The sequence below is a fragment of the Corallococcus sp. AB011P genome (assembly GCF_003611605.1).
GTDB lineage: Bacteria > Myxococcota > Myxococcia > Myxococcales > Myxococcaceae > Corallococcus > Corallococcus coralloides.
Genome location: NZ_RAVX01000005.1, coordinates 248,804 through 265,223 on the forward strand (window position 1 = coordinate 248,804; position 16,420 = coordinate 265,223).

The following is a 16,420-nucleotide window of genomic DNA, read 5'->3' on the forward strand; positions in this document are numbered from 1 at the left end:
CATGGGTGCCGGCAGTGTTCAGGCACGGGCACTCCGGTTGCCCCCAGGCAGCATGGTTGGTCTGAAGAGTTCCGTGTAGTTCCTATTTTGCAGGATTAGTCGCTTTCGCCACCAGTCCGGTCGGGTGAAGAGATGACTTCGTTCATGTCAGCCTTTTCCATTCATGCTCCGGTGCATGTCTCTTCTGGCCTGGAGGGCCGGGCGGCGGCGCTTCTGGCGCTGCAGTTGCGTGAGTCGCGCAAGCGGGTGGATGGCCTGTTCACCTGGTTGATGTTGGGGCAGTGGGCGGCGGCGGTGCTGGTGGCGGTGTTCGTGTCTCCCTATGGGTGGGAGGGCAAGGTGCGCGCGCTGCACCTGCACGTGCAGACGGCGGTGCTGCTGGGCGCGGCGCTGAGCGTGTTCCCGGTGATGCTCACGCGGCTGCACGCGGGGGAGACGGCGACGCGCCACGTGGTGGCGATAAGCCAGATGCTCTGGTCCGCGCTGCTCATCCACCTGACGGGGGGCCGCATCGAAACGCACTTCCACATCTTCGGCTCGCTGGCGGTGCTGTCGTTCTACCGCGACCCGAAGGTGCTGCTCACCGCCAGCCTGGCCATCGTCGTGGACCACTGCATGCGGGGCGCGCTGTGGCCGGAGTCCGTCTATGGCCAGCTGCACCCGGAGTGGTGGCGCTTCCTGGAGCATGCCTTCTGGGTGGCCGCCATCGACGTGGTGCTGGTCGTCGCCTGCCGGGACGCGCTGCGCGAGCTGGGAGAGCGGGCCGGGCGCCAGGCCCTGGCGGAGGCCACCATCGAGGAGGAGCTGGCGCTGCGAGCGGGGCAGCTGGATGCCGCCGTGCGCGAGATGCACGCCGTCCGCGGCCACGTGGAGCAGATGGAGCGGTTGGCGTCGCTGGGGCAGCTGACCGCCAGCGTCAGCCACGAGCTGCGCAACCCGCTGGCGGCCGCGCGCACCGCGCATGCGTTCGTCCAGCGCCGGATGCGCAAGGCGGAGGCACTCCCCGCGGATCCACGCATCACCCGCTTCCTGGACATCATCGACCGGGAGTTGCAGGCGTGCTCGGTCATCATCTCCGACCTGCTGGACTACGCGAAGGGCCGGCCCCCGCGCCGCACGCCCTGTCCGCTCAAGCCGCTGGTGGAGGAAGCCATCAGCGTGGTGCCGTGCCGCGAGGGCGTGCGCGTGAACAACCAGGTGCCGGACGGGCTGCCGGTGCCGCACCTGGACCGCGAGCAGTTCCGCCAGGTGCTGGTCAACCTCATCCAGAACGCGGTGGAGGCCATTCCGGCGGAGCGCTCCGGGACGGTCTGCGTGCACGCCGATGCGTTGGGGGATGGCGGCTGGAGCCTGCGCGTGACGGACGACGGGCCGGGCATCCCCGCGTCGCTCCTGGAGCGCATCTTCGAGCCCATGTTCACCACCAAGCTGCGCGGCACCGGGCTGGGGCTCGCCATCGTGAAGCGGCTGGTGCAGGGACATGGCGCGCGCATCCAGGCGGAGAGCGACTTCGGCCACGGTTCTCGCTTCACCGTCCTCTTCCCTGAGGCGTCTCTTCCCTGAGGCGTGCGCGCCGGCTGCCGCGGCGCATCCCTGAAGAGAGAGCAGCGGCACGTTGGCGATTCGCACGTGGGGCGTGGGCTCACGCGATAACGGAGGCAGGCATGCAGGCACAGGCGAAGCCGTACCCGGAGGCGGGTGCGGTGGATGCGGACTGGGCAGTGCGGCGCATGGCGGCGACGGAGCTGGACACCGCCCGGGGGATGTTCTTCCTGGGGGTGCTGGAGACGGTGCGCACCGGCGCGGGGGAGGAGGCGGTGGCCGCCTGCCGGGCGGTCACCGACGAGCGCCGGTTCGTGGGCTTCTTCAACTACCCGGTGGCCACCTTCCTCAAGCTGGCGCAGGTGGCGGCGCGGCAGCTGTCACCCCGGTGTGGCGGGTTCGACGAAGCGCTGCGGCAGATGGGGATGCAGGCCACGCGCAGCTTCCTGGAGTCCGCGGTGGGGCGCACGTTCCTGCTCCTCGCCGCGGGCGACCCGCGCAAGCTCGTGACGAACCTGCCGTCCGGCTACCAGATGGCGGTGAGCTACGGGGAGCGCACCGTCGACTGGAAGGGAGAGGGGGACGCGCTGTTCATCATGCGGCGCGACTTCATGCCGCCGGCGTATCACGAGGGGGTGCTGCGCGAGGTGCTCACCATGGTGGGGGCTCGGAACCTTCGGGTCCAGGGGCGCAAGCTGGGCCTGCTGGACACCGAGTACCACATCACCTGGGAGGTGCCTGTCGTGCTGCCCGCGGAACCCCCCAAGCCGTCCCGCTGGCGGGTGTTCCAGTAGGGCGCGGAGGGGGACCGGGAGTTGGGGCCCGGTCCCCCGGGGCGTCGCGCTCTGGATGGCGCGGGAACTTGCGCCTCCGGTGCGGGGGGGCACGATGGCGGGGCTCTCCTCGTATCGGGAGGTCTTCTCCGCGTGAGCCGCAATGACAGTCAGGAACGGACGGAGCGCTGGCGGCGGCTCCTGTCGGACACCCGCATCGGGTCGGGGCCGCGCTCCGCGCAGGCGGAGGACTCGCACCGGCAGCTCGACGAGCGCAATGACTACTCGCGGGACTACGACCGCATCGTCTTCTCCAGCGAGTTCCGCTGCCTGCACGACAAGACGCAGGTGTTCCCGCTGTCGACGAGCGACTACACGCGCACGCGCCTCACGCACAGCATCGAGGCGTCCTGCGTGGGCCGCTCGCTGGGCCACCAGGCCGGGCTGGAGTTGAAGGCGCAGGGCGTGGAGTTGGATCCCTCGCACCTGGGCACCATCGTGGCGGCGGCGTGCCTGGCGCACGACATCGGTAACCCGCCGTTCGGCCACTCCGGAGAGGCCGCCATCCAGCACTGGGTGGGGCAGCGGCTTTCGCCGCCGGGGGAGGGGAAGAAGAGCCCGTTCGCGACGGAGGCCGAGTGGTGCGACCTGCGCGACTTCGAGGGCAACGCGCAGGGCTTCCGCATCCTCAACCGGCTCCAGTCGCGCGAGCGCCGGGGCGGGCTGCGCTACACCGCCGCGACGCTGGGGGCCATGAGCAAGTACCCGCGTCCGTCGGTGCTGCCGGGCTCGCGGCAGAAGACGAAGGGCGTCGTGTCGGAGAAGAAGTTCGGTTACTTCCAGGAAGACGTCGACCTGGCGCTGGAGGCGTACCGCGCCACGGGCCTGCGCGAGCGCGAGCCTGGCGTGTTCAGCCGCCACCCGCTGGCCTTCCTCGTCGAGGCGGCGGACGACATCTGCTACGCGGTCATCGACCTGGAGGACTCCGCGAAGCTGGGGCTCGTGCCCATGGAGCGCGCGTGTCAGTTGCTGGAGTCGGTGCTGCCGGAGCCCACGGCCCGCAAGCCGCCCCGGCACCTGGAGACGCGGATGGCGCAGGCGCGGGCGAGGGCCATCGGGAAGCTCATCCCGGAGTGCGTGGAGGCCTTCGTGGAGCACGCGCACGACCTGGAGGCGGGGCGGATGGAGACGTCGCTCACCGCGCTCAAGCCCGACGTGCGCGCGCGGCTGGAGGAGATCACCGACTTCACCCGCGAGCACGGTTACTGGAGTGAGCGCGTGCTCCAGATTGAGAGCGCCGGCTTCAAGACGCTTGGCGGCCTGCTGGACATGTTCGCCCTGTCGGTGCTGGCGGAGGCCCCCAACGCGGAGGAGAAGAAGCTGCGGCAGCTGTTGCCCATGGAGTGCTTCCAGCGTCCGGAGTTCGCGGCGGCGGATGAAGCGGCGCAGCGGCCACTGCGGAGGGACGAGGCCATCCAGCGGCTCACGCCGTACCAGCGGCTGCTGTGCGTGACGGACTACATCACCGGCCTGTCGGACAGCCGCGCGGTGGAGCTGTACCAGCGCCTGTCTGGCATCCAGCTGCCCACGTAGGCCCTCGGGCGCCGGGAACGTGCGGCGCCGGCCGCCGGGCGCTACGCTTCAACCCCATGTGTGGCCGAGTCACCGTCCGGACCTCTCCCGCGCAGCTCGTCGCCGAGCTGGAGCTCGCGGGCGCGCGCGCGACGCTGGAGCGCGAGCGTTTCAACCTCTGTCCCACGCAGCTGTTGCCCGTGGTGCCCAACGACGGCGCGCGGCTGTTGGACGTGTTCCGCTGGGGGCTCATCCCGTCCTGGGCGAAGGAAGCGTCCATTGGCAACAAGCTGATCAACGCGCGCGGTGAGACGGTGGCGGAGAAGCCCAGCTTCCGCTCGGCGTTGAAGCGCAGGCGGTGCCTGGTGGTGGTGGACGGCTGGTACGAGTGGAAGCAGACCACGAAGCCCAAGACGCCGTACTTCTTCCACCACCGCGACGGGAAGCCGCTGGCCCTGGCGGGGCTCTGGGAGGAGTGGACGGCGCCGGACACGGGCGAGGTGCTGCGCACCTGCACCATCATCACCACGGGCCCCAACGCGCTGATGGCGCCCATCCACGACCGGATGCCCGTCATCCTGTCGCCGGAAGGCCAGGCCGTGTGGCTTCGCCCGGAGCCCCAGGAGGCGTCCGTCCTGCTGCCGCTGCTCGTCCCCGCGACGGAGGCGCCGCTGGACGTCTACGAGGTGGCGCGCGGGGTGAACTCGCCCGCCAACGACGGCCCGGAGTGCGTGGCCCGCGTCGCGGCCTGAGCCTCGCCCTCTATCCCGCCGAGGTGCCCTCCTTCTTCTCCGGAGGCGGGTAGTAGGGCGCCACGGCCTCCTTGAAGAGCTCCATGTGCAGGGGCTTCTGGAGGGTCCCGACGACGCCGGCCATCCGCTCCGTCTGGAAGCTGGCGGTGAGCACGAAGACGGGCAGCCCGCACAGCGTCGCGTCGTCGTGCAACCGCCGCAGGAAGCCGTGGCCGTCCATCACCGGCATCATCAAATCCAGCAGGACGATGCAGGGCTTGCGGCAGGAGGCCAGCGCCAGCAGTCCCTCCTCGCCATTGGACGCCGTCAGCACGGAATAGCCTTCGAATTCGAGGTACCGGGCCATCACTTCCAGCTCCGGCTCGTCATCGATGAGGAGGATCAAGGGCGGGGTCGTCGCGTCGGGCACGGCTCTCTCTTCCGTGATGTCAGAGTAAAGCTAGGTCGCCCGAACGCCGCACTGCCCAGGGCCTACCGTTCATTCCGGGCTGGCGGTTCCAGCCACGGCCAGCGGGGCAGGGGGCTGGCTGGCCGTCTGCCCCGAAACAGTGGCGCGGCGGCCCAGGTCACTTCCTGGGTGCTCCGGAAAAAGCCCCCTAGGATTCGCGCCATGACGTCCTCCGACAGGGTGATGCCGGGCAGGCGCCGGCGCATCACCGTGGCTTCCCTGACGGGGCTCGCCGCGCCCCCGGACGTGGCCCGGAAGGGCCGCGGCTGCGCGACGGAGGCGAACCGGTGCATCGCCCTGACGGAGACCGCCTTCCACGCGCGGCTCTTGGAGCCCTTCGCGGCCCCCTCCCAGGGAGAGGCCTCCGCCGCGCTCGACCGCGACCTGGGGCACGCCGGCTGCCCCACGCTCGCCGCGCGTGAGGTGCGCACGCGGGGCGTGACATTGGAGGACCCTGCATCTGGCATGTCCTCCCTGGCCTCGTCCGTGGCATGGATCCCCTGGGCCCCCGGCCGCCAGGCACGCTCACGCATCGCCCGGGGCGTCCTCGCCAGCACCCTGGGAGACCTCACGCCGCTGCATGGAAACAGAACGAAACATCCCGCCCCCCTGCATGGCCAGGCAGGCACTCCAACCCCCTGAATCGCCGTCCCGGGAGCGCCGGGAAAAGGCCTGCGCCTGCCCACCTCCACGGTTTTCCGTGGATGACATGGAACTGGCGCCTCGACTGACCTACAGTTCTTGAACGGAGGGGGAAGTTTGCCCGAACTGCCACCCAGCACGTATCCGGCCTTGTTCGAGCACACGCGAGACGGCGTGCTCGTCCTGGACCCGACCCTGCGGGTCGTGGCCGTGAACCGTGCTGCGGAGGCACTGCTGGGCCCTCGCGACCTGTGGGTGGGGCAGTCCGTGGAGGGCGTGCTGCCGGGTTGGACGCCCCCCCAGGTCTCTTCCCCGGACGACGCACCCCTGGAGACGGAGCTCTCCGTGGGCCCGGTGCGCTCCGTGCGGGTGCAGGCGCTGCCCCAGGACGGCGGCTGGCTGCTGCTGCTCCGGGGCCTGGATGCGGCTCAGGCGGCCGAGTCCATCCTCCGGCAGCAGAAGGAGTTCTTCGAGGCGGTGGTGCGCCACAGCCCGGTGGCCATCGTCACCATCAGCCGCGCCTTCGAGGTGCTGTCCTGGAACCCCGCCGCGGAGCGGCTCTTCGGGTACTCGCCGCAGGAGGCGATGGGGCGCAACATCCTCAAGCTCGTGGCCAACCTGGAAGACATCCGTCCGGAGGCCGAGGAGACGTCGCGCGAGGTGCTGCGCAAGGACCGTGTGCACGTCGTCACCAAGCGCGCGCGCAAGGACGGCACGGTGGTGGACGTGGAGCTGCGCGCCATGCCGGTGACGGTGGCGGGCCAGTCCATGGGCTTCATCGCCATCTACCACGACGTCACCGACCTCCAGCGGGCGCGCCAGTCCGCCGAGGACGCCAACCAGGCCAAGAGCCTGTTCCTGGCCACCGTGAGCCATGAAATCCGCACGCCGATGAACGCCATCATCGGCATGGCGGGGCTGCTCATGGACACGGCGCTCACGCCCGAGCAGCGCGACTTCGCGTCCACCATCCGCCAGAGCGGGGACGCGCTGTTGGGGCTGCTCAACGACATGCTGGACTTCTCCAAGATCGAAGCCGGCCGGGTCGAACTGGAGCAGCAGCCCTTCAACCTGCGCCAGTGCGTGGAGTCCGCGCTGGATCTGCTCGCCATGCGCGCGAGCGAGAAGTCCCTGGACCTGGGCTACCACGTCACGGACGAGACGCCCGTCAGCGTGGTGGGCGACGGCGCGCGCCTACGGCAGGTGCTGCTCAACCTGGTGGGCAACGCGGTGAAGTTCACCGAGCGCGGCGGGGTGTCCATCTCCGTGGACACGCCGCGCCAGCCGCTCGCGCCGGGCGGCCTCTTCGAACTGCACTTCTCGGTGCAGGACACCGGCCTGGGCATCACCGAGGCCGCGCGCGCGGGCCTCTTCCAGCCCTTCAACCAGCTGGATGAATCCGTGTCGCGCCGCTACGGCGGCACGGGGCTGGGGCTGGCCATCAGCAAGCGGCTGGTGGAGGCGATGGGCGGCCGGCTGTGGATGGAGAGCGAGGGTGTCCCGGGCAAGGGCGCCACGTTCCACTTCACCTTCCAGGCGCGCGAGGCCGCGCGCGGCGCGGAGGCCCTGCGTCCGGACGCGCTGAAGCTGCACGGCCGGCGCGTGCTGGTGGTGGACGACAACGCCATCAACCGCAAGCTGCTGGGCCGCCAGCTGGCCGCGTGGGGCATGGCCATCGTGGAGGTGGGCTCCGGCGCGGAGGCGCTGTCCAAGCTGGAGTCCGGGGCCCGCTTCGACCTGGCCATCCTGGACCACCGCATGCCGCTGATGGACGGCCCCACGCTGGCGGCGCACATCCGCCAGCAGCGCGACGCGCGCGAGCTGCCCCTCTTGCTGCTCACCTCGTTTGATCAGCGCGACGCGCAGCCGCCCGGCCTCTTCACGGCGGTGCTGCCCCGGCCGGTGAAGGCGTCGCAGCTGCATGACGCGCTGATGACGTGCCTGGCACAGGACCTCATCTCCGCCCGGCCCATCCCCGTCACGCCCGCGCCCGCCACGCGCGAGCGCTCCGTGTTCAACACGCGCCCCGGCGAGCAGATGCCGCTGCGCATCCTGCTGGTGGAGGACAACCCCACCAACCAGAAGCTGGCGCTGCTGGTGCTGGACCGGCTGGGCTACCCGGCGGACACCGCGAACAACGGCCGCGAGGGGCTGAACCTCCTGTCGCGCAAGCGCTACGACGTCGTGCTGATGGACGTGCAGATGCCGGAGCTGGACGGCCTGGCGACGACGCGCCAGCTGCGCCAGGACATGCCCGTCAGCGAGCAGCCGTGGATCATCGCCATGACGGCCAACGCGATGACGGCGGACCGCCGCGAGTGCCTGGACGCGGGCATGGACGACTTCCTCAGCAAGCCCATCCGCGTGGAGGAGCTCATCTCCGCGCTGCGCCGTGCCTGGGAGCGCCTGCAGCGCGAGCCCGGAGCCGCCCTCGCCGCCCGCGCTCCGGAGGGCCCGCGCATGGGCGTCCCGCGCATCCGGGGCCTGGAGTCGGGCGCGTTGGATCGCCTGTGGCAGTCCCTGGACGGCCAGGTGGAGCGGATGCTCCCGGAGCTCGTGGACACCGCGCTGGAGAGCATGCCCCGGCTGATGGAGGACGCACGGGGGGCGCTCGCGCGCGGCGAACTGGAGAACCTGGCGCGCGCCGCGCACACGCTCAAGTCCAACGCGGCCTACTTCGGCGCGGCCATGCTGGAGTCGCTGTGCTGGGACATCGAGCAGCGCGCGGACGCCCGGGTGATGGACGGGATGGAGCCGCTCGTCGCCCACTGCCAGGAGGCGCTGGAGGAGAGCCGCCAGCTCCTGGAGCAGCTCAAGGGCACCGTGGTGTCCCGGGCCGCGGGCTGAAGAGCTTCAGGCCCGCTGGGGCGCGTTCGGGTCGCTGATGGTGAGCGGCTGACGCTGTCCGTCCTTCGCGACGAGGCTCGCGGTGAGGGCGAAGTCCGGCCCCATGCGCAATTCCAGCGTGGTGGGGCCCGGGTGGGCCACGCGCCAGTCCGGCTCGATGCGCACGGTGCCCAGGAGCTCGCGCTCCACGGTGGTGCGGTCCAGGGCCTCGAAGAGGGCCACCGGCACGGGGCCGGGCCAGGGCGGCAGCTCCAGGTCCACGGAGCGCGTGCCGGGCACGGGCGTGTTGGCGGGGAGCACCTCGTGCTGGCCGCCGCCGGGCACCATGGCGCCAATGGGCATGGGCACCACGTCCGACAGGCCGCTGATGCCGCGCGCCAGGTTGCGCCCCAGGATGGCCGCGCCCACGGCCACGCCCAGCTCCGGGTGCACTTCCTTGTCCGACGACAGCTTCTTGAAGTGGGCCAGGCGCTTGCGGATGGCGGGCATGCGCGTCTGGCCGCCCACCATCACCAGCTCGTCGATGGCGTCCGGCTTCATGCCCGCCTTCTCCAGCACGTCGTCGCACGCGGCGGCGGTGCGCTCGATGAGCTGGAACACCATGGCCTCCATCCGCTCGCGGGTGAGCGTGACGTTGAAGTCCACGAAGGCGCCGTCCTTCTGCGTGATGCAGGGGATGCGGATGGGGACGGACGCGCCGCTGGAGAGCGCCATCTTCGCGGACTCGGCGGCGAAGACGAGCCGCTGCATCACGACCTTGTTCCCGCGCAGGTCGATGCCGTGCTCCTTCTGGAAGTCGTCCACCAGCGCTTCCACGATGGCTTCGTCGAAGTTGGCGCCGCCCAGGAACGCGTCGCCGCCGGTGGCCAGCACCTTCACCACGCGGTTCTGCACGGACATGAGCGTGACGTCGAAGGTGCCGCCGCCCAGGTCGAACACCATCACCGTCTGCTCGGGGTTGCGCAGGTTGGCGTAGTAGAGCGCCGCGGCGGTGGGCTCGTTGACGATGGCGCGCACGCGCAGGCCCGCCTTCTCCGCGGCGTGGCGGATGGCCTCGCGCTGGCGGATGGTGGCGTGCGCGGGCACGGTGAGCACGCACTCCTTGAACGGGGCTCCGGCCGCGTGCGTGGCCAGCGTGTTGAGGTGCTTGAGGATGAAGTGCGCCACGTCGATGAGCGGCGTCACCTTCCCGTACACCTCCACGGCGGTGTAGCCGTCCGGGCCCTCCACCAGCTCGAAGGCGAAGCGGTTGCGGTGGCGCGCCACGTATTCGGACTGGAAGCGGCGGCCCAGGAAGCGCTTGGCGCCGAAGATGGTGTGGCGCGGGTCGTCGATGATCTGCCGCCGCGCCGCGGGGCCGACGATGGCCTTGTCGCCCGCGTGGAACCACGCGATGGAGGGCAGGGTGAGGCTCTTGTCCGCGATGGGCACCACGCGCAGCTTGTTCGCCTTGTCGAAGAAGGCCGCCGCGGTGTTGGTGGTCCCGAAGTCAATGCCGAGGATGGGGGCGGCGCTCGTGCTCATGTGGGGCCGCCATCCTCGCACGTCCCGCCGCGCCGGGGCACCCGGCACGGCGGACAGGATGTGCTCAGGGGTGCTCCCGGCCGCCACCATTCGCCTGGGCGCGGAGGTCGGTTGAACCCACCGTGTCAGGACCTGGGCGGCGTGTTGTAGCCGGCGTCGCCGTAGGGCTTCAGGCGCTCCAGCCACATCTCCTCCAGCACCTTCAGCTCCTCGATGGGCAGAGGGCCGCCGGGCTCCTCGCGGGGTGGCAGCTTGTCCAGCACCTCGAAGGAGAAGGCCGCTTCGCCATGGCGCTCCCAGTCCGCCTGGAGCTCGGGGACGCGGTGCATGCGCTGGGCGAACTCGAACCGGATGCGGTTGACCATCGCGGTCAGGTTGAGGGCGTGGCCCACGAACAGCTTGCCGTTGGCGTGGCAGCGGATGGCGTAGATGCCCATGGGCACCTCCGCTTCCTTGTAAGCGCGCTTGCGTTCCGCGCGAGCCGCGCGCGAGTCATCACCGGACGTCATGGTGACCTCCGAAGCCCCGCGAGACGAGCTTCGCCTCCAGCCGCTCCTTCGCGGCCGGGTCGCGCGGGCGCACCCAGTCGCGGCCCATCCGTTCCCAGTCCGCGTCGCGCGAGTCGATGCCCAGCGCCTGGAGGAAGTCGGCCTCGCAGATGAAGCACTGCTCGCGGAAGGGGAAGAGGAAGCCGCCCTGCGACTCCAATGAGCGAGCGGCCTCCTCGTAGGTGGAGAACCACCGGTTGAGGAACGTGCTCTGGCCCTTCTGGAAGAAGGCGCGAGTGTCCAGCGTGTGCGGCCGGGCCTCCAGGGCCTGCTTCAGCTCCGTCCAGGTGGTGTGCCCGGCTTCCCGCGCGACGACGGCGAGCCCGTGCTTGTGCTGTACGGCGTCCCGGCGGGTGAGCACCTCGCCCAGGGACAGGGCCGCGAAGAAGGGCAGGGCGCGCATCCGTTCCGCGGCGCGCGTGGCGCGGGCGGTGTCGGACGAGTCCAGGTCCTTGAGGAGCAGGGACGCGCGGACCTTGTATTCATGAAGCGTGACGGGGAGGGTGCTGCCGGTTCCCATGACGAATCCTCCGGTGCTGGCCCTCACCCGTTGGGGGACCGTGGAAGGACTTCATCGGGAGTCTGGCGACAGCGGGTGAAGCGAGGGTGACGTCGTCTTTCCGGGCGGCGGGCACCCCTCGGCACCCGTGGGACGAATAGACCAGACGCGTCCCACGGTCGTCAAACGCGGCCCGGACGCTCGCTAGGACTCGGACTGTCCGCGGCGCAGGCCCAGGGCCTTCATCTTCTTGTAGAAGTGACCCCGCTCCAGGTCGAGGATCCGCGCCGCCTCCGTCACGTTGTCATGCGTGTGGGCGAGCACCCGCTGGATGATCTCCCGCTCCGCGTCCTCCACCTGCTCGCGGAAGGTCTGATCCACGCGAGGCTTCCAACCTCCCGGGTTCGAGGGAGCGGGCTCGGCGGGAGCCGTCACCACCGTAGCGGGCTGCGCGGCGGGCACGTCACCGCCCACGGTGGGCTCGGGCATGGGGGGCAGGGGACGGCCCCGGGGCAAGAGCTCCAGCGCGTCCGTGCGCGAGACGACCGGCCCCTCGCAGAGGATGGCCAGGCGCTCCACCAGGTTGCGCAGCTCGCGCACGTTGCCCGGGTAGTCATACGCGCTCATCACCGCGAGCGCGTCCGGCGACAGCGCCAGGGGCCGCCGCCCGTTCTTCGCGCACGCCTCGCGCAGGAACGTGTCGATGAGGTCCGGCAGGTCCTCGCGGCGCTCACGGAGCGGCGGCGAGTGAATCTGCACGACGTTGATCCGGTAGTAGAGGTCCTCGCGGAAGCGCCCCGCGGCGATCTCCTTCTCTAGATTTTTGTTCGTCGCGGCGATGACGCGCACGTCCACCTTGAGCGTCTCCGTGCCGCCCACGCGCTCCAATTCTCCCTCCTGGAGCACGCGCAGCAGCTTCGACTGCATGGCGGCCGGCATGTCGCCAATCTCGTCCAGGAAGAGGGTGCCCTCATGCGCCAGCTCGAACTTGCCGCGCCGCACGCTCACCGCGCCGGTGAAGGCGCCCTTCTCATGGCCGAACAGCTCGCTCTCGATGAGGTCGTGCGGCACCGCGGCGCAGTTGAGCTTCACGAACGGCCCGGCCTTGCGCCTGGAGTTCTGGTGCAGCGCCCGCGCGATGAGCTCCTTGCCGGTGCCGTTCTCCCCGGTGATCAGCACACGCCCCTCGCTGGGCGCCGCGCGCTGGATGAGGGAGAAGATGCGCTGCATGGCGGGCCCGCCGCCCACCATGTCGAAGCGGCCCAGCTGCGCGCGCAGCTCCTGCAACTCCTCCATCGCCGCCTGGTGCTTGAGCGCGTTGCGCAGCGCCACCAGCAGCCTGTCCCGCGCCAGCGGCTTCTCCAGGAAGTCGCGCGCCCCCAGCTGCGTCGCCTTCACCGCCGTGTCGATGGTGCCGTGGCCGGACATCATGATGACGGGCAGGTCCGGCTTGAGCTCCGTGAGCCGGGCCAGCACCGTGAGGCCGTCCATGTCCGGCATCTTCACGTCCATCAACACCGCGTCCACAGGCCGCGCGCTCACCACGTCCAGCGCCACCTGCCCGCTGCTGGCCAGCTCCGTGCGGTAGCCGGCCAGCTGCAACGACTGGCTCAGGGTGAGGAGGATGTTCTTTTCGTCGTCAACGATGAGGACAGCAGCGGGCATGGGCAAACCGTTCACACTCTCACGGAAATAATCGGGGCATCAAGGGTCTCGTGCTGCCCGGAGGGGCAGGGAAAAGACAAATCTTTTGACTCTCCCCGGTGGGTCCGACTACACGCGACAGCCTTGGCTCACCCCCTGTGGGCCTCTCTTTTTCCCGTCGTTGCTGTCGGAGGAATGATGCGTCGGATTTCGCTTTGGGCCGGGTTGGCCCTCGCCGTGGCCGTGCTGACCGGGTGCCCGCCCACCTACCCCAAGTGCAACAACGACGAGCAGTGCCAGGAGAAGGGCGAGGTCTGCGTCCAGGGCCAGTGCCAGGAGTGCGCGACGGACGCCAACTGCCGCGAAGGCTTCACCTGCCAGGCCAACAAGTGCGCGCCCAAGCCTCCTGAGTGCACCACGGACGTGGCCTGTGGCACCGGCCGCATCTGCGAGGCCGGCAAGTGCGCCGAGGCCCAGTGCAAGGACGACTCCGCGTGCAACGGTGGCAAGTGCCAGGCCGGCCGCTGCCAGGCGCCCCGCGACACCTGCTCCGCCAACACCGACTGCGGTGAGGGCCAGGAGTGCCAGTCCGGCAAGTGCGTGGCGGCGGACACCTCCTCGCGCTGCGACTACTCGCCGGTGCCCTTCGGCTTCAACGAGTCCACCCTGGACTCCAGCGCGCAGTCGCGCCTGGGCGAGCTGGCGGCCTGCATCAAGGCCAGCCAGGGCAAGATCACCCTGGGCGGCCACGCGGACGAGCGCGGCACGGAGGAGTACAACCTCCAGCTGTCCAACCGCCGCGCCGCGGCCGTGAAGCGCTACCTGGTCGACCTGGGCGTGCCGTCCAACCGGCTGTCCACGGTGGGCTATGGTGAGACCCGCCCGGTGTCCAGCGCGGCCACCGAGGAAGGCTGGTCGGAGAACCGCCGCGTGGAGTTCCAGCGCTAGTTCTGGGGTAGGCTCTGGCGCGCATGGCCGCCCTAGAGTCGGAAACGCGTCAGTCCTACCTTGTCTTCGCGTGTGGAAGCAGTTGGTACGCGGTGCCCGCGGAAGCCGCGGCGGAGGTCGTTACCTTCCCCGAGCTGACGCGGGTACCGGGTTCCCCGCCCCACCTGCTGGGTGTGTTCGCGCACCGGGGTGAAGTCATCCCCGTCGTGGACATGAGCCTGCTGGTGGGCGGGGTTTCCGCCGGGTCCCGCCGCGCCGTCCTGGTGCGGCTGGCCCGAGGCACCCTCGCCCTCACCGCCAGCAGCGTCGCCGGTGTGTCCGCGCTGATGGGACCGCTGGAGCCCCTGGGCCCCTCGGGTGTGCACGTCCACCTGCGCGGCCCCGTGAAGAGCGGCTCGCGCGACGTGGCCGTCATCGACCCGGAAGGCCTCTTCGACCACCTCAGCCAGGGCGGCTAGCCCCATGCTTCCCGCGGGCCGGGTCGAGGGGACGCTCCTGTGCCACGTGGGGCCGCACCGCATCGCCTTCGAGGCGGGCGAGGTGGCCTCCATCGCCGCGCCGGACGCGGGCACCGTGTCCGCCCACCGGGCCTTCCTGGGGGCCGGGGGCGCCCAGCGCGTGCTGGTGACGGCCACCGGAGGCACGGTGGGCGTGGACGGACTGGAGATCGACTCGGAGGTGCTGTCCGTGCTGCCGCCCTCGCCGGTGGTGGCGGGGTCCTCCGGCGGCAGCCTGCGCGGTTTCGTGATTACCCGCGGGGTGCTCTGGCCGCTGCTCAGCCTGGACGCCTTCCAACGCTACCTGCGCGGGCTGGACGGGGAGGGCGCATGATGGCGCCGCTGGAGCTTCGCTCCCTGGGCCGCTGGACGACGCGGCCCCGCATCCCCGGCAGCTGCCTGGGCGTGGGCATCGCGTTCCTCCACATCCACCTGTCGCACACGCTGCCGGAGGCGGGGCGCACGCCGCTGACGTGGCTGATGTTGTGCGCGCTCGTGCTGTTCATCAGCGTGGGGTACGCGCGCGACACGCGGGCCCTGCGCACGCTCTTCGCGCTGGGCGAGGGCCGGCTGCCCGCCACGTCGGAGCACCTGCTGGTGGCGGTCCAGGAGGTGGCGGCCATCCCCGGCCGCAGCTTCTGGTTCGTGATGCAGGGCTGGCTGGGCGGCACGCTGACGGTGGCCCTGGCCTTCCCCACCCTGGCGGACGTGCCGTGGACGGAGGGCGTGCGGGTGATGGTGCTGGGGCTGTCCATCGGTCCCCTGAGCGCCATGCTCACCTACCTGATGGTGGTGCGCCGCGCGCGGGCCACGTTGGACCGGCTGGTGTCGCTGGGGCCGGCGCCGCTGGAGGTGCTGGCCGCGCTGCCGCCCCGGCGCATGCACATCCGCCGCCGGCTGGTGGTCTTCACCGCCATCGCCGTCTTGAGCCCGTCGCTCTTCATCCTGGACGTGGCCTTCACGCGCACGGTGACGGTGGTGGACGCGTGGACGCAGGCCACCACGCCGGACGCGCGCATGGAGGTGATGGCGCGGGCGCGCGAGGGAGGCGGGCCGCCCCTGGGGCTCATCGCGGGGCTCGTCACGCTGCTCATCCTGGGCACCGCGGCGCTCGCGGGCACGGCGCTGTCGGAGCCCCTGCGCGCCATCACCGAGGACGCGACGCGCATCGCGCGCGGCGAGGTGCGGCCCCCGCGTGTCATCCACGCCGAGGACGAGGTGTGGGCCACCTCCGCGGCCTTCACCCAGATGCAGGTGCAGCTGGTGCAGGCCCTGTCGCAGCTCAAGCGGGCGGGCATTCAAATCTCCTCCACCACCGAGCAGCTGGTGGCCACCAGCACGGAGCAGGAGGTGGGCGCGGACGAGCAGGCCGGGGCGCTCAACGCCACCAGCGCCACCACGGAGGAGCTGGCCCGGTCCGCGCAGCAGATCGCCGACAACGCGGAGTCCGTGTCCACCATCGCGGAGACGACCTTCGGCGCGGCGCAGTCCGGCCAGCGCGGCGCCACCGCCTTCCTGGGCGCCATGCAGCGCATGAAGGAGGACAACGAGGCCATCGCGGAGGCGGTGGTGCGCCTCAACAAGCGCGTGCAGCAGATTGGCAAGGTGGTGGAGTTCATCAACGAGATCGCCGACAAGTCGGACCTGCTGGCGCTCAACGCGGAGCTGGAGGGCACCAAGGCGGGCGAGGTGGGGCGGGGCTTCTCGCTGGTGGCGGCGGAGATGCGCCGGCTGGCGGAGAACGTCATCCGCTCCACGAAGGAGATTGAGGGCCTCATCGGGGAGATCCGCGACGCGACGAACGGCGCGGTGATGGCCACGGAGGCGGGCCTGAAGACGACGGAGCTGGGCACGCTGCTGGCGGCGCAGGTGGACGACAGCCTGAGCCTCATCCTGGAGCTGGCGCGGCAGACGTCGCACGCGGTGCGCAGCATCTCGCTGGCGACGCTGCAGCAGCAGACGGGCACGGATCAGCTCGCGGCGGCCATGGGGGACATCCTGCGCGTCACCGAGCAGAACGCCGCGGCCACCAAGCAGATGGTGGCGGCCAACGCGGACCTGTCCGCCCTGGCGGCGGACCTGCAACACGTGGTGCAGCGCTTCCATGTCGAGCCTCCCGGCGGCGAGTCCACCAGCGCCTCCGGCGGGGCTCCCGGCACGCCCGGCGCGACGGGAGGCGGGTGA

Annotated in this window: 15 protein-coding genes; 10 read left to right on the top strand and 5 right to left on the bottom strand. The window is 70.8% G+C overall.

Going from position 1 to position 16,420, the window contains the following annotated elements; genetic code table 11:
- Positions 1-144: 144 nt before the first annotated feature.
- The 4 genes from D7X30_RS16845 (at position 145) to D7X30_RS16860 (ending at position 4,639) form a co-directional block, all read left to right on the top strand.
- The gene (locus D7X30_RS16845; RefSeq protein WP_233591610.1) at positions 145-1,563 is read left to right on the top strand and encodes a sensor histidine kinase; all 1,419 of its coding nucleotides are present in this window, start codon (positions 145-147) and stop codon (positions 1,561-1,563) included.
- Between the two features lie 101 nt (positions 1,564-1,664).
- Positions 1,665-2,336 (top strand): DUF2378 family protein, encoded by a 672-nt coding sequence (locus D7X30_RS16850; RefSeq protein WP_120563953.1) that lies wholly within the window; start codon positions 1,665-1,667, stop codon positions 2,334-2,336.
- Positions 2,337-2,468: 132 nt separating this feature from the next.
- Positions 2,469-3,908, top strand: a complete 1,440-nt coding sequence (gene dgt, locus D7X30_RS16855) for a dGTP triphosphohydrolase (protein ID WP_120563954.1) — start codon at positions 2,469-2,471, stop codon at positions 3,906-3,908.
- Between the two features lie 56 nt (positions 3,909-3,964).
- Positions 3,965-4,639 (top strand): SOS response-associated peptidase, encoded by a 675-nt coding sequence (locus D7X30_RS16860; RefSeq protein WP_120563955.1) that lies wholly within the window; start codon positions 3,965-3,967, stop codon positions 4,637-4,639.
- Positions 4,640-4,649: 10 nt separating this feature from the next.
- Here D7X30_RS16860 and D7X30_RS16865 read toward each other — a convergent pair whose 3' ends face one another.
- Positions 4,650-5,048, bottom strand: a complete 399-nt coding sequence (locus tag D7X30_RS16865; protein WP_233591612.1) for a two-component system response regulator — start codon at positions 5,046-5,048, stop codon at positions 4,650-4,652.
- A 201-nt stretch (positions 5,049-5,249) separates the two neighbouring features.
- On the opposite strand from D7X30_RS16865, the gene D7X30_RS16870 reads away from it, so the two are divergent.
- Both D7X30_RS16870 and D7X30_RS16875 read left to right on the top strand, forming a co-directional pair.
- Positions 5,250-5,729 carry a hypothetical protein gene (locus D7X30_RS16870; RefSeq protein ID WP_120563956.1) on the top strand — a complete coding sequence of 160 codons (480 nt, stop codon included), beginning with the start codon at positions 5,250-5,252 and terminating at the stop codon, positions 5,727-5,729.
- A gap of 117 nt (positions 5,730-5,846) precedes the next feature.
- A complete protein-coding gene (locus D7X30_RS16875; protein WP_120563957.1) occupies positions 5,847-8,576 on the top strand; it encodes a response regulator in 2,730 nt (909 codons plus the stop codon).
- Between the two features lie 6 nt (positions 8,577-8,582).
- Here D7X30_RS16875 and D7X30_RS16880 read toward each other — a convergent pair whose 3' ends face one another.
- From D7X30_RS16880 to D7X30_RS16890, 4 genes are all read right to left on the bottom strand, one after another.
- A complete protein-coding gene (locus D7X30_RS16880; protein WP_120563958.1) occupies positions 8,583-10,100 on the bottom strand; it encodes an Hsp70 family protein in 1,518 nt (505 codons plus the stop codon).
- A gap of 125 nt (positions 10,101-10,225) precedes the next feature.
- Positions 10,226-10,609 carry a GIY-YIG nuclease family protein gene (locus D7X30_RS42315; protein ID WP_199724360.1) on the bottom strand — a complete coding sequence of 128 codons (384 nt, stop codon included), beginning with the start codon at positions 10,607-10,609 and terminating at the stop codon, positions 10,226-10,228.
- A complete protein-coding gene (locus D7X30_RS42320; RefSeq protein WP_199724362.1) occupies positions 10,596-11,168 on the bottom strand; it encodes a hypothetical protein in 573 nt (190 codons plus the stop codon). Before D7X30_RS42320 ends, D7X30_RS42315 begins: the two co-directional genes overlap by 14 nt.
- A gap of 183 nt (positions 11,169-11,351) precedes the next feature.
- Positions 11,352-12,812 (bottom strand): sigma-54 dependent transcriptional regulator, encoded by a 1,461-nt coding sequence (locus D7X30_RS16890; protein WP_120563959.1) that lies wholly within the window; start codon positions 12,810-12,812, stop codon positions 11,352-11,354.
- A 177-nt stretch (positions 12,813-12,989) separates the two neighbouring features.
- Here D7X30_RS16890 and D7X30_RS16895 point away from each other — a divergent pair, with 177 nt between their 5' ends.
- Genes D7X30_RS16895 through D7X30_RS16910 form a run of 4 tightly spaced genes read left to right on the top strand, consistent with a single transcriptional unit; the run spans position 12,990 to position 16,420 of the window.
- A complete protein-coding gene (locus D7X30_RS16895; RefSeq protein WP_120564182.1) occupies positions 12,990-13,739 on the top strand; it encodes an OmpA family protein in 750 nt (249 codons plus the stop codon).
- Positions 13,740-13,762: 23 nt separating this feature from the next.
- Positions 13,763-14,197 carry a chemotaxis protein CheW gene (locus tag D7X30_RS16900; protein WP_014395176.1) on the top strand — a complete coding sequence of 145 codons (435 nt, stop codon included), beginning with the start codon at positions 13,763-13,765 and terminating at the stop codon, positions 14,195-14,197.
- Positions 14,198-14,201: 4 nt separating this feature from the next.
- A complete protein-coding gene (locus tag D7X30_RS16905) occupies positions 14,202-14,570 on the top strand; it encodes a protein CrdC (protein WP_120563960.1) in 369 nt (122 codons plus the stop codon).
- Positions 14,567-16,420: a methyl-accepting chemotaxis protein gene (locus tag D7X30_RS16910; RefSeq protein ID WP_120563961.1), complete on the top strand. Its 1,854-nt coding sequence runs from the start codon at positions 14,567-14,569 to the stop codon at positions 16,418-16,420. The genes D7X30_RS16905 and D7X30_RS16910 overlap by 4 nt, the downstream gene beginning before the upstream one ends.

Excerpts from the sequence above, each read along its gene's own strand:
- D7X30_RS16845 (WP_233591610.1), top strand. The coding sequence starts at position 145 with ATGTCAGCCTTTTCCATTCATGCTCCGGTGCATGTCTCTTCTGGCCTG.
- D7X30_RS16850 (WP_120563953.1), top strand. The coding sequence starts at position 1,665 with ATGCAGGCACAGGCGAAGCCGTACCCGGAGGCGGGTGCGGTGGATGCG.
- D7X30_RS16860 (WP_120563955.1), top strand. The coding sequence starts at position 3,965 with ATGTGTGGCCGAGTCACCGTCCGGACCTCTCCCGCGCAGCTCGTCGCC.
- D7X30_RS16870 (WP_120563956.1), top strand. The coding sequence starts at position 5,250 with ATGACGTCCTCCGACAGGGTGATGCCGGGCAGGCGCCGGCGCATCACC.
- D7X30_RS16880 (WP_120563958.1), bottom strand. The coding sequence starts at position 10,100 with ATGAGCACGAGCGCCGCCCCCATCCTCGGCATTGACTTCGGGACCACC.
- D7X30_RS42315 (WP_199724360.1), bottom strand. The coding sequence starts at position 10,609 with ATGACGTCCGGTGATGACTCGCGCGCGGCTCGCGCGGAACGCAAGCGC.
- D7X30_RS42320 (WP_199724362.1), bottom strand. The coding sequence starts at position 11,168 with ATGGGAACCGGCAGCACCCTCCCCGTCACGCTTCATGAATACAAGGTC.
- D7X30_RS16890 (WP_120563959.1), bottom strand. The coding sequence starts at position 12,812 with ATGCCCGCTGCTGTCCTCATCGTTGACGACGAAAAGAACATCCTCCTC.
- D7X30_RS16895 (WP_120564182.1), top strand. The coding sequence starts at position 12,990 with ATGCGTCGGATTTCGCTTTGGGCCGGGTTGGCCCTCGCCGTGGCCGTG.
- D7X30_RS16900 (WP_014395176.1), top strand. The coding sequence starts at position 13,763 with ATGGCCGCCCTAGAGTCGGAAACGCGTCAGTCCTACCTTGTCTTCGCG.
- D7X30_RS16905 (WP_120563960.1), top strand. The coding sequence starts at position 14,202 with ATGCTTCCCGCGGGCCGGGTCGAGGGGACGCTCCTGTGCCACGTGGGG.
- D7X30_RS16910 (WP_120563961.1), top strand. The coding sequence starts at position 14,567 with ATGATGGCGCCGCTGGAGCTTCGCTCCCTGGGCCGCTGGACGACGCGG.